Origin of the sequence: Agromyces bracchium (genome assembly GCF_009709675.1) — a bacterium.
In the GTDB taxonomy this organism is placed as follows: Bacteria; Actinomycetota; Actinomycetes; order Actinomycetales; family Microbacteriaceae; genus Agromyces; species Agromyces bracchium.
In genome coordinates this window covers 281,731-293,290 of sequence record NZ_WMLB01000006.1, presented here as the reverse complement: position 1 = coordinate 293,290, position 11,560 = coordinate 281,731, and the positions used below count along the sequence as shown (strand labels likewise).

Sequence of the window (11,560 nt, the reverse complement as noted above, 5' to 3'; positions counted from 1 at the left end):
GGCTACTCGGGCATCGGGGCGGGCGCCGCGCCCGTGTACATCCCGTACACGAGGTCGGCCGCGGCCGCCGCGGTCGCCGGGTCGGCGCCGGCCGCGACATCCGCTCGCGCCCACTCGTCGGCGCTCAACCGCATGAAGGCCATGCCCTCGTCGGACTGCAGCCACTCGGCGGAGTTGTCGGGCCGGATCTCGCGCGTGGTGAAGTGCAGTGCGAGACCCAGCAGCGCGCCGTCCCATCCGATGCCGGTGGGGGAGGGGCCCATCTGCGCCCACATCTCGTCGGTGACGTCGGCGGCGCGAGCGACGTGCTCGAGCTCGAAGCGCGTGCGCTCCGCGTCGACCTCGGTGAGCCGGACGGTGATCCAGGTCGTGCCGCCGCCGTACTCCCAGGTCGCGGTGAACGAGTTCGGCGCGTCGCACGCGGTGACGGTGCCGCCCGCGTTCCCCTCGAGCTGGTACGTGCCGCCGAGGCGCAGGTCGCCGCTCACGGGCAGGAACCAGCGCGGGATGCGCTCGGCCGTCGTGAGCGCGTCCCACACGTCGTCGATCGGCGACGGGTAGGTCTGGGCGAGGGTCTGCACGCGCAGGCGCTCGCCGTCGCGCTCCTCGGTCGCGACGCCGCGGTCGACGGCGTCGATCTGTGCTCGGATGTCCATGTCAGTGCTCCTGCTCGGATGGGTGCGGTGCTGGGTCAGCGGATGCCGCGAGCCGGCGTTGCCGGCGGCCGCGCGCGAGTTCGGTGCCGAGGGCGTCCAGCCGCGGCGCCCAGAATCGCTCGAACGGCGTGAACCACTGCGCCGCCTCGGCGAGCGGCTCGGGATCGAGCGCGTAGAGGCGGCGGGTGCCCTCGGCCCGGACGGTCGCGAAGCCGGACTCGCGCAGCACGCGCAGGTGCTGCGAGACGCCGGGCTGGCTGATGCCGAACTCGGCCTGCACGATGCGCCCGACGTCGCCGGCAGCCAGCTCGCCGTCGGCGAGCAGCTCGAGGATCCGGCGGCGGACCGGGTCTCCGAGGATGTCGAGCGCGTGCATGGTTCATTAATTCACCACGCACTTATATAAGTCAAGAGTGAATCAATACGAAGGAGATTCCGCCCGATGGGCGCCGTGGGGCGGGCATCGGGCGGAATATCCTGCGAATGCGCGCGTCAGGCGGCGGCGCGAGCCCCGCCGTCCGTCGCCTCGGTCGAGCCGGCGTCGGCCTCGTACGCGGTGCGGCCCGCGACGACCGTGCGGATGACACGGGCCTCGAGCAGCGCGTCGTCCCCGAGCTCGAACGGGTCGCGGTCGATCACGGCGAAGTCCGCCGCGAGCCCCGGAGCGAGACGCCCGCGCACACCCTCCTCGCGGCACGAGTGCGCGGCGTCGCGCGTCGCGTGACGCACGGCGTCGGCGAGCGGCACGGCGTACTCCGGATGGTTCGCCGGGAAGGAGTCGTCGAGCGCCGATCGCCGCGTCGCAGCGACGTAGAGGTTCGGCAGGGCCTCGTGCGGCGCCGTCGGCGCGTCCGTCGAGAACGCCAGCACCGCGCCGGCCTCGGTGATCTCGGTCCACGGGAAGCCGCGGTCGGCGCGCTCATCGCCGAGCATCGCGGCCCAGTTCGCCCAGATCGCGGGGTCGGCGTGCACGGGCTGCATCGACGCGACGACGCCGAGGCGCGCGAGGCGCGCGACATCCGCCCGGTCGACGTACTCGAGGTGCTCGATGCGGTGCCGACGGTCGCGCTCGCCGTTCACGGCGTGCGCGTGCTCGAGCGCGTCGAGCGCGATCCCGCTCGCGGCGTCGCCGATCGCGTGCATCGCGACCTGGAGCCCCGCGGCGTCGGCGGCGGCGACCACCGGCTCGAGCGCGTCGAGCGGCCAGATCGGCTCGGCGTTCGTGCCGTCGACGTACGGATGCCGCATCGCGGCCGTGCACGCATCGATCACGCCGTCGAGCACGAGCTTGATCCCGGCGATCCGGAGCCACGGCGTGGATACCTCGTCCGCGAGCGAGGCCGCACGCGCGACCTGGGCGAGGTTCGCGGCCGCGTCGCCCGTGTTCGCGACGAACCAGTGCGCGACGACCCGGATCGGCAGGGTGCCGCCGCGCCGCTCCGCGGCGCGGCGGAACGCGGCGAGCCCGAGTTCATCGAACGCCATGTCGACGACTCCGGTGACGCCCGTCGCGAGGTAGGCGGCGATGGTCCGCTCGACGGCGGCGTCGCGGTCGGCGTCGGTCGCCTGCTCGGCGAGGTGCTCCCAGGCGTACTGCTGCGCGGCGGTCTCGTAGAGCATGCCGTCGGGCTCGCCGTCGGCGTCGCGGCCGACGCGTCCGCCGATCGGGTCGGCGGTGTCGCGCGTGATGCCGAGCTCGGAGAGCGCCGCCGAGTTGACCCAGCACGAGTGGTAGTCGTTGGCGTCGAGGTAGACGGGCACGTCGGCCAGTGCCTCGTCGAGCATGGCCGCGGTGGGGGCGCCGCCGGGCACGGAGTCGAAGAGCCAGCCGCGGCCGAGCACGCGCGGCGCGTCTGGTGCCGCGGCCCGCGCTGCGACGAGCCGCGCCCGGATCTCGTCGAGCGACCGTGCGTCGGTCAGCCCGACCCGCCCGAGCGCCTCGCCCATCATGACGAGGTGCGTATGCGCGTCGACGACGCCGGGCAGCACGAGCCGCCCGCCGAGGTCGACGACCTCGACCTCGAGATCCGAGCCGGCCGGGGCGCCGGCGGCGGCGGCACCCCGCGCGTCGTCCGCCGACCCGACGGCGAGGATCGTCCCGTCCTCGACGGCGATCGCCTCGGCCCACTCCGGCTCGTCGGCGGTGAACACTTGTGCGTTCACGTACACGGTGCGGTTCATGCGCGGACCTCCCGAGCGTCGGCGGCGTCGGCCGGAGCGAGGCGCGAGGCCGCGGCATCCGTCGCCTCGGCGGCCTGCGCCTCGCGCGAGAACCGCGCGACGAGCACCACCGGGGTGATGAGCGCGAAGCTCGCGATGCCGAGCACGATGCCGAAGCCCTGGAAGCCGAACGCCTCGACGAGCGCGGCGCCGATCACCGGCGTGAGCGCCGAGCCCACCAGGTAGACCGCGAGCAGCGGGCCCGACCAGCGCCCGTCGGCGTCGAGCGCCGCGGCGGTCGACACGAAGTAGAGGAACGCGACGGCGTAGATGGTGTTCCACGCGATGAACACGACGATGAACGCGGTCGGGTCGGTCACGGTCGACTCGACCATCTTCAGGATGCCGCCTGCGGCGAGCAGGATCGCGAGCGGCAGCGCGCGCCCGAAGCGGTCGCCGACGACGGTGATCAGGATGGCGCCGAGGATGCCGCCCGCGGTCGCGCCGCTCAGCGCGATGCCGAGGCCCTCGGGGGTCAGCGCGGCCTGCTCGGCGCCGATGACGCCGGCCATGGCCCAGAGCGAGTCCTCGCTCACGGCCCACAGGGCGAAGCAGACGAGCAGCGCGAGGCCGGCGATCGTCACGCGTCGCGAGCTCGCCGAGAACGCGGTGACGGATGCCGCGGCAGCGCCGTGCGCGCCCGGCTCGGCGGTCGCGGTGGTCGGGACCGCGCCGGCGGGTGCGAGGATCGGCGCCGCCGGCAGCCACGCCGTCGTGGCGAGCATCGCGAGCGAGAACAGCGAGAGCACGCCGAACACGCTCGCGGGGGCCAGGCCGATCATCGGCACGACCGCGAGGATCACCGTGATCACGGCGCGGTTGGCGAGGCCGTTGACGCCCGCCACGCGCTCGGGGTTGATGAAGGCGGCGAGGGCCGCGCCCGACGAGGCGACCGCGCCGCCCGCGCCGATGCCGCCCGCGATGAGGCCGGCCACGACCGCGGCGGGCACCGGGACGAACGCGGCGACGCCGAAGCCGGCGGCCGCGATCACGAGTCCGATGCGGGCCACGGCGAGTCGTCGGGGTCCGGCGCAGAGCCGGGCGACCACGAGGCCGGTGATCGCGGTCGCGAGGAGCGTCGCGGTGACGATCCAGCTGGCGGTGAGGACGTCGGTGGCGAGTGCGGTCTGGAGCGCGGCGATCATGTACGGCGAGAGGTTCACGCCGAGGTAGCCGGCGATGCCGATGCCGAAGGTCGCGACGGCGCCCGGAAGGCGGAGCGGCACGCGCGTGGTGGGAGTGTGGTCGGTCACGGGAGTCTCCTGTCGGGGAGTGCACGTCGTTGTGCGAAGGGGGAGGATTCGCGGTTCGCCCGGTGCGGCATCCGCTCTAACGAATGCTGTTCGTTTATTATTCACGCCGACCCGCCTGTTGGGAAGAGGTGATTCGGAATCCGTTCCGACGTCGCCCTAGGCTGGGCGCGACGAGGAGGTGCAGATGCCGAGGCCGAAGGTCCCGCTGCTGTCGGCCGATCGCATCGCCGACGCCGCACTCGAGCTCGTCGACTCGGGGCAGCCCTTCGGCGTGAACGCGCTCGCGCGCACCCTCGGCGTCACGCCCTCATCGCTCTACAACCACGTCCGCGGGCGCGACGAGATCATCGAGCTCATCCGCGGCCGCATCGCGGCCCAGTACCTGCCCGAGCTCCCCGAGGGCACGTGGGACGAGGTCGTCGCGGCGACCCTTCGCGCCCAACGGCGCATGTACGCCGAGCACCCCAACGCGATCCCGCTCATCGTCGGCAAGACGATCACCGACCCGCTCGTCATCGCGAGCTACGACAACCTCGCGACGGGGCTCCTCGACGCGGGCTTCCCCGAGGACGAGGTGCTCACCGTCGTCGCGATCCTCGACTCGTTCGCGCTCGGGTTCGGCCTCGACCTCGCCTCGCCCGACGACATCTGGCAGCCGCAGGGGCCGACCGCGACGCTCGGGCGGCTGCTCGCGGGCGCGGAGCGCGGCGCCGCGCGGTCCGACCGGGCGTTCGAGGAGGGGCTCGACCTGCTGCTCGCCTCGCTGCGGCTGCGGCTCTCGCGGCTCCGCGAGGCGGACTGACGGGCTGGGGTTCCGCGCACCGCGCGCGGCGGCTAGCGTGAGCGTGGGCGCCCGGGGGAGGGCGCACAGGCGGAAGGACGGCCCGTGGCCTCGTACGACGACATCATCGCCAACATCCCGATCGCCGATCTCGCCTCGCGGCTCGGCGTCGACGAGGCCACCGCGCGCGCGGCGGTCGACCAGGCGCTGCCGGCGCTCCTCGGCGGCATGGGGGCGAACGCGCAGGATGCCGCGGGCGCGGCCTCGCTCGAACGCGCCGTGCAGCACCATCCGCCGCAGCTGTTCGAGGGCGGCGTGAACCTCGACGAGGTCGACGCCGACGACGGCGACAAGATCGTGCACAACGTGTTCGGTGCGAACACCGATCAGGTGGTGCAGAAGCTCGGATCGGGCGGCGGGAAGGCCGAGCCCGGCCTCATCCAGAAGCTGCTGCCGATCCTCGCGCCGATCGTGCTGAGCTTCCTGGCCGGGCAGTTCGCCAAGCGCCAGCAGGGGTCGTCCTCCGACGCGTCGACAGGCGGCGGCGGAGGCATCGGCGACCTGCTCGGCGGGCTGCTGGGCGGTGCGGCCGGCGGCGGTGCCTCGGGTGGCGCGGCCGGCGGCCTCGGCGGGCTCGGCGGGCTGGGCGACCTGCTCGGCGGGCTCCTCGGCGGCGGCAAGCGCTGAGGGAGTGCGGAGCGCGAGCGCGCGGCAAGCGCTGAGGCGGCGCGCGACGCGAGCCCGCGGCATCCGCTCGCCCGCCCTCGACGAAGCCGCGCGAAGCGCGCTGCGTAGACTGGCACGGTGCCAGTGAACCCCGAGCTGCAGGGGCGCGAGTTCGCGCCGACCGCGCCGTACCTCGTCGGCCGTGAGAAGGTGCGCGAGTTCGCGCGCGCCGTGTTCGCGACCAACCCGATCAACCTCGACGTCGACGCCGCGCGCGCGGCCGGCCACGCCGACATCGTCGCGCCGCCGACGTTCGCCGTCGTCGTGCAGGAGCACACCCTCGCGCAGCTGCTCGCCGAGCCCGACGCGGGCATCGACTTCTCGCGCGTGGTCCACGGCGACCAGCGGTTCACATCGACCCGGCCCATCGTCGCAGGGGACGAGCTCACCGCGACGCTGACCGTCTCGAGTGTCAAGACGCTCGGCGCCCACTCGATGGTCACGGCCGAGTCCGTGATCACCGACGCGGAGGGCGCGCACGTCGTCACCGCGATCTCCACCCTCGTCGTGCGAGGAGACGACTGATGCCCGAGACCGCCGCCGCCCCCGCGGCCCCCGACTTCGACGCGCTCGCCGTCGGCGACATCGTCGCCGAGCGCGCATTCCACCTGACCCGCGACTCGCTCGTCCGCTACGCAGGCGCCTCGGGCGACTTCAACCCGATCCACTACCGCGACGACGTCGCCGCGTCGGTGGGCCTGCCGGGCGTGCTCGCGCACGGCATGCTCACGATGGGCCTCGCCGTGCAGCCCGTCGTCGACTGGGCGGGCGACCCCGCGCGTGTCGCCGACTACCAGGTGCGCTTCACCCGGCCGGTCGTCGTCGACCCCGAGGCGGGGGCGGATGTCTCGGTCACGGCCAAGGTCGGCCAGCTCGACGCCGAGGCGCGCGCCGTGCGCGTCGACCTCACCGTGAGCTTCGAGGGGGCGACCGTGCTCGGCAAGGCGCAGGTGCGCGTGGTGCTCGCCTGACATGAGCGAGCAGCACGACGTCCCGTTCGCCGACCTCACGACGCTGCGCGTCGGCGGCCCGATCGATCGACTCCTCACCGCGACGCTCCAGCGTGAGCTGGTCGACCTCGTGCGCGAGGCCGACGCGTCGGGCGGGCGGTGGATGGTCCTCGGCGGCGGGTCGAACCTGCTCGTCGGCGACGAGGGCTTCCACGGCACCGTGATCCGGATCGCGACGAAGGGCATCGAGGTGCTGCCCGGCGTGCAGCCCGGCAGCGTGCACCTGCGCGTGCAGGCCGGCGAGGTCTGGGACGAGCTCGTGGCCTTCACGGTCGAGCGCGGGTTCTCGGGGCTCGAGGCGCTGAGCGGCATCCCCGGCTCGGTGGGCGCGGCGCCGGTGCAGAACATCGGCGCCTACGGCCAGGAGCTCTCGGATGCCCTCGTCGCGATCGAGGTCCTCGACGAGGGCGCGGATCGGCCGCGCCGCATGTCGGCCGACGAACTCGAGCTCGGCTACCGTACGTCGGTGCTGAAGGAGGGCCTCGCGGGCGTCGTCGTCTCGATCGAGGTCGCCCTGCACGACACGACCGCCGAGCGCGAGGTGCTCGGCCAAGCGCTCGGCACGCCCGTCGCATACGCGCAGCTCGCGGGCGCGCTCGGCGTGCAACTCGGCGACCGCGTGCCGATCGCCGACGTGCGCGAGGCGGTGCTCGCGCTCCGCTCGGGCAAGGGCATGGTGCTCGACCCCGACGACCCCGACTCGGTGAGCGCCGGCTCGTTCTTCACCAACCCGATCGTCTCGGAGCACGTCGCGCGGACGCTGCCCGGCGACGCCCCGCGCTGGTACGTCGAGCCCGAGGAGCCCGACGAGGTCGTGCCGCTCGCCGAACTCGAGGCGCAGTCGCCGCTCGACGCGTTCCTCGCCCACCAGGCCGAGGTCGAGGCGGCCGAGGCGCACGCCCACGCCGATCCGTCCGAGCCGCTCGTGAAGCTCTCGGCCGCGTGGCTGATCGAGCAGAGCGGCATCCGTCGCGGTTTCGCCCTGCCGGGCTCGCGCGCGGCGATCTCGTCGAAGCACACGCTCGCCCTCACGAACCGGGGCGGCGCGAGCGCCGAGGAGCTCGCCCAGCTCGCGCGGTTCGTGCAGGGCCGAGTGCAGGCCGAGTTCGGGATCGTGCTGCACCCCGAGCCCGTGCTGGTGGGCGTCGAGCTCTAGGGTCCGGTGACGGATGCCGCGGCCCGCGGCGTCGATGCGTCGTCTCGAGGCCGGAAGTGTTGCACCGATTCTCGCGGTGGTACACTCGCGCCATGCCCACCCTCCGTCCGCGATTCCAGGTCACCGAGACCCCGGAAGTCGAACGCGCGCTGCGCGCCGCTGCGAGGGCGTGGCCCGGTGCCGGTCGGGCCGAGTTGGTCTCGCACATCTTCGAGCGCGCCGCGGCGACGCTCGAAGAGGAGGAGCGCGACCGAGCGGGCGAGTGGCGAGCGACCGTCGATCTCACCGAAGGCGCCCTCGACGTCGCGTACGAACCGGGCTACCTCGAGAACCTGCGTGCGGAGTGGCCCGAGTGATCGTGCTCGACGCGAGCGTGGTCATCGCGCACCTCGCTTCGCACGACGCGCACCACGCCGCCGCCACGCAGTTCTTCCGGGACCACCCCGACGAGGGGTTCCTCCTGCATGCCATGACGCTGACCGAGGTCCTCCTCGGACCGATCCGCGTCGGGCGGGGCGCCGTCGCCGAGCAGCACCTCGGTTCGCTCGGCATCGCGGAGTGGTCACCCGGCGAAGGTGGGGCGTTCCGGCTCGCGCGACTGCGCGTCGAGACCGGGCTGAAGCTGCCGGACTGCTGCGTGCTCGACGCCGCCATGACGACGCGGCATCCGCTCGCGACTTTGGACGCCCGGCTCGCCCGCGCGGCGGTGGAGGTGGGCGTCGCGGTCGTCGACCTCGGCTGACCTCAGCGTGCGGGCGGGTGCGTCGCCGGCCGGTAGACGTCGACCGCGCCCGGAACCACGCGGATGCGCGTGCGATAGCCGGGTGCCGACAGGTCGGCGGATGCCGCGGCCGGCGCCTCGAGCGCGATCTCGCCGTCGTGCACGAACCCGGGCGGTTGTCCGTTCCGAGGCCGCACGTCGACCGTGAGATCGGTGGTCCGGAACGCCTCGACGCGTTCGGGCACGAGCCGGAGCCGACGGAGCACGGCGGCCGTCCGCTGGCCGAACGCGAGGGCCGCGATCGCGCCCGTCCGCGAGCCGCGGTGCAGCACGCGCACGTCGAGCACGCCGTCGTCGAGCTCGCGCCGCTGCAGCGGCGCGTGGATGCCGCGGTCGTTGCGCCCGACGCCGACGAAGAGCGCCCAGACCTCGGCACGTCGCCCTTCGATCACGACCGCGACCGGGTCGGTGCGGCGCAGCACACGCTCCGCGGCGATGATGCCGGCGAGCCACTTCCCGAGCCGAGGCCGCAGCTGCTCGCGCAGCGCGATGACGTCGGGGTAGACGCCGACCGACGCAGCGTTCATGACCGTGATCGGTTCGGTCTCGCCGAACACGAGCTCGGCGACATCCGCCCGCACGCCCTCGCCCGCCTGGAGGGCGTCGACGGCATCGTCGGCCGACGCCACGCCCGCCGTGCGCGCGAAGTGGTTGAACGTGCCGCCCGGCACGACGAGGAGCGGCACGCCCGCTCTGCGGGCCACGTGCGCGACCGCGGCCACCGACCCGTCGCCGCCGCAGACGCCGACGATGCGGGGCGCAGCCGGCCGCGCGAGCGCGTCGGCGACGACGGCCGCCGGGTCCTCGCCCGGCTCGAGGAAATGCAGTTCGGCCTGCGGGAGGCGCTCCCGCAGCACGTTCGCGGGGTCGGAGCGGACGACGCTCGTGCCGGCCGAGCGGTTCAGGACGACGAACACGCCCTCGCCGTCGGTCGACGCGGGAAGCGCGCGATCGCGCCCCGGCGCGGCGACGACCCGCTCGCGCGGTGCACGCCGAACTCGCCCGACGCGCCGCGTGCGCGGTGCCGCCCGTCCCGTTCCCACCGGCTCAGCGTACGGGCGTCGACCGTCTCGGCGTGCGCACCGCGGCGGCCGTTCGGCTCAGATCAGCCCGAGCTCCATCGCCCGCGTCACCGCGCGCGTGCGGTCGCCGACCTCGAGCTTCTCGAACACGTGGATGAGGTGCGTCTTCACGGTCGCTTCGCCGATGTGCAGCATCCGCCCGATCTCGGGGTTGGAGCGGCCGTCGGCGACGAGCCGGAGCACCTCGAGCTCGCGCGGCGAGAGCGTCGGCGCGGGCACGGCGGCGGCCGCAGCCCCCGAGCGCACGCGCGCGACGAGCTTCGCCGCGATCGACGGAGCGAGCACGGTCTCGCCGGCGGCGACCGAGCGGATGCCGGCGAGGATCTCCTCCTGCGGCGCGGCCTTCAACAGGTACCCGCTCGCGCCCGCCTCGATCGCGGCGAGGATGTGGTCGTCGGTCTCGTAGGTCGTCAGCACGAGCACGCGGGTGCCGGCGGCGCCGGCAGCGGATGCCAGGATCCGCTCGGTCGCGGCGGCGCCGTCGAGCACGGGCATCCGGAGGTCCATCAGCACGAGGTCGGGCCGCAGCTCGACTGCGAGGGCGACCGCCTCGGCGCCGTCGACGGCCTCGCCGACCACGTCGATCCCGGGCTCGGACTCGAGGAGTCCGACGATGCCCGCCCGGACGATCGGGTGGTCGTCGGCGACGACGACGCGGATCGGTTCGCCGGTGCGGCCGCTCATGCCCCCGCTCCCGTCGGCTCGTCGCGTCGCACGGCATCCCGCATGCCCGGCACGACCACGCGCAGCACCGTGCCGCCGTCACGACCGGGACCGAACTCGAGCCGGCCCCCGACGAGCGCGACGCGGTCGCGCATCCCGGCGAGGCCGAACCCGCTCTCCCCGGGCGCCGCGTCGCCGGGTCCGACGCCGTCGTCGCGCACCGCGAGCACGACCTCGGGCGGCGTCCCGGCGGTCGTGACGACGATCTCGGCCGCGCTCGCGTTCGCGTGCTTGCGCACGTTCGCGAGCGCCTCCTGCGCGCTGCGGAGCAGCACGACCTCGAGCTCGCGGTCGAGCCCCGAGGCATCCGTCGTCACCGTCACCCGCACACCGGTCTCGCGCTCGAACGAGTTCGCGAGCCGGCGCAGCGCCTCGCCGAGCCCCGCCTCGGGATCGACCGGGGCGAGCGACGCGACGAGCCCGCGCGCCTCGGTGAGCGCCTCGCGGGCCATCTGCTCCATGAGTTCGACGTCACGGCGAGCGGATGCCGCGTCCGCGCCCTCGACGCCCGCGAGCCGTCGCTCGGTGCGCTGGGCGACCATGACGAGGCCCGTGAGGCTCTGCGCGATGGTGTCGTGGATCTCGCGGGCGAGCCGCGCCCGCTCGTCGGCGATGCCGGCGTCGCGGTGCATCGCGGCGAGCTGTCCCTGCGCGGCCTGCAGCTCGGCGAGGAGGCGCGCCCGTTCCTCGCCGAACTGCGCGATCCGCGTGATCCAGAGGCCGAGGGCGATGCTGAAGCCGACCGACAGCGCGGCCACCGCTCCTCCGACCACGAGGCCGGCGGGCCACTCCCGCACCGCGTAGCCGACGACGATCGCGACCGCGATGGCGAGGTTCGCGATGATCGCGCTGCGCGTGTTCGGCGACGTCGACCACACGAACGGGTACAGGAACGCCTGCAGGATCGCGAACGACGGCTCGATCGCGGTGCCCACCGCGAGGATCACGGCGTAGGCGATCGAGACCGCCAGGTGCGTGCGGGTCGTCGCGACCGGCACGCACCGGCGCCCCCAGATCAGGTGGACGATGAGGAACGCCCCCGCGACGGCCCACACGCCGACGTCGTCGGCGCCGAACGGCGGGTCGAGCAGGGAGATCGCGGCGATCACGACCGCGACCGCGACCGCCGCGGCATCCCACCACCGCACGTTCTGCATGGACTCAGGCTCCCA

Annotated in this window: 14 protein-coding genes; 7 read left to right on the top strand and 7 right to left on the bottom strand. The window is 74.1% G+C overall.

Annotation, left to right across the window (positions count from 1 at the left end):
* Nucleotides 1-2 precede the first annotated feature (2 nt).
* The 4 genes from GJ743_RS02610 to GJ743_RS02595 form a co-directional block, all read right to left on the bottom strand.
* A complete protein-coding gene (locus GJ743_RS02610; protein WP_155050339.1) occupies nt 3-656 on the bottom strand; it encodes an SRPBCC family protein in 654 nt (217 codons plus the stop codon).
* Between the two features lies 1 nt (nt 657).
* Entirely contained in the window at nt 658-1,032 is a 375-nt protein-coding gene (locus tag GJ743_RS02605; protein ID WP_155050338.1) for an ArsR/SmtB family transcription factor, read from the bottom strand.
* 116 nt (nt 1,033-1,148) lie between these two features.
* On the bottom strand, nt 1,149-2,837 hold the full coding sequence (locus GJ743_RS02600; RefSeq protein WP_155050337.1) for an amidohydrolase: 1,689 nt from the start codon (nt 2,835-2,837) through the stop codon (nt 1,149-1,151).
* A complete protein-coding gene (locus GJ743_RS02595; RefSeq protein ID WP_155050336.1) occupies nt 2,834-4,129 on the bottom strand; it encodes an MFS transporter in 1,296 nt (431 codons plus the stop codon). The genes GJ743_RS02600 and GJ743_RS02595 overlap by 4 nt, the downstream gene beginning before the upstream one ends.
* 184 nt (nt 4,130-4,313) lie before the next feature.
* On the opposite strand from GJ743_RS02595, the gene GJ743_RS02590 reads away from it, so the two are divergent.
* The 7 genes from GJ743_RS02590 (at nt 4,314) to GJ743_RS02560 (ending at nt 8,544) form a co-directional block, all read left to right on the top strand.
* On the top strand, nt 4,314-4,931 hold the full coding sequence (locus GJ743_RS02590) for a TetR/AcrR family transcriptional regulator (RefSeq protein WP_155050335.1): 618 nt from the start codon (nt 4,314-4,316) through the stop codon (nt 4,929-4,931).
* Between the two features lie 84 nt (nt 4,932-5,015).
* Nucleotides 5,016-5,597 (top strand): DUF937 domain-containing protein, encoded by a 582-nt coding sequence (locus tag GJ743_RS02585; RefSeq protein WP_328288717.1) that lies wholly within the window; start codon nt 5,016-5,018, stop codon nt 5,595-5,597.
* A gap of 117 nt (nt 5,598-5,714) precedes the next feature.
* Complete coding sequence (locus tag GJ743_RS02580) at nt 5,715-6,161, top strand: FAS1-like dehydratase domain-containing protein (RefSeq protein ID WP_328288716.1); 447 nt, start codon at nt 5,715-5,717, stop codon at nt 6,159-6,161.
* A complete protein-coding gene (locus tag GJ743_RS02575; RefSeq protein ID WP_155050334.1) occupies nt 6,161-6,607 on the top strand; it encodes a MaoC family dehydratase in 447 nt (148 codons plus the stop codon). Before GJ743_RS02580 ends, GJ743_RS02575 begins: the two co-directional genes overlap by 1 nt.
* A 1-nt stretch (nt 6,608) precedes the next feature.
* Entirely contained in the window at nt 6,609-7,802 is a 1,194-nt protein-coding gene (locus GJ743_RS02570) for a UDP-N-acetylmuramate dehydrogenase (RefSeq protein WP_155050333.1), read from the top strand.
* A gap of 92 nt (nt 7,803-7,894) precedes the next feature.
* A complete protein-coding gene (locus GJ743_RS02565) occupies nt 7,895-8,158 on the top strand; it encodes a hypothetical protein (RefSeq protein ID WP_155050332.1) in 264 nt (87 codons plus the stop codon).
* Nucleotides 8,155-8,544 (top strand): PIN domain-containing protein, encoded by a 390-nt coding sequence (locus GJ743_RS02560; RefSeq protein ID WP_155050331.1) that lies wholly within the window; start codon nt 8,155-8,157, stop codon nt 8,542-8,544. Before GJ743_RS02565 ends, GJ743_RS02560 begins: the two co-directional genes overlap by 4 nt.
* 2 nt (nt 8,545-8,546) lie before the next feature.
* On the opposite strand, the gene GJ743_RS02555 is transcribed toward GJ743_RS02560, so the two are convergent.
* The 3 genes from GJ743_RS02555 to GJ743_RS02545 are packed head-to-tail and all read right to left on the bottom strand — an operon-like array spanning nt 8,547 to nt 11,545.
* A complete protein-coding gene (locus tag GJ743_RS02555; protein WP_155050330.1) occupies nt 8,547-9,626 on the bottom strand; it encodes a diacylglycerol/lipid kinase family protein in 1,080 nt (359 codons plus the stop codon).
* 57 nt (nt 9,627-9,683) lie between these two features.
* Complete coding sequence (locus tag GJ743_RS02550) at nt 9,684-10,349, bottom strand: response regulator (protein ID WP_155050329.1); 666 nt, start codon at nt 10,347-10,349, stop codon at nt 9,684-9,686.
* Entirely contained in the window at nt 10,346-11,545 is a 1,200-nt protein-coding gene (locus tag GJ743_RS02545) for a sensor histidine kinase (RefSeq protein WP_155050328.1), read from the bottom strand. Before GJ743_RS02545 ends, GJ743_RS02550 begins: the two co-directional genes overlap by 4 nt.
* Nucleotides 11,546-11,560 lie beyond the last annotated feature (15 nt).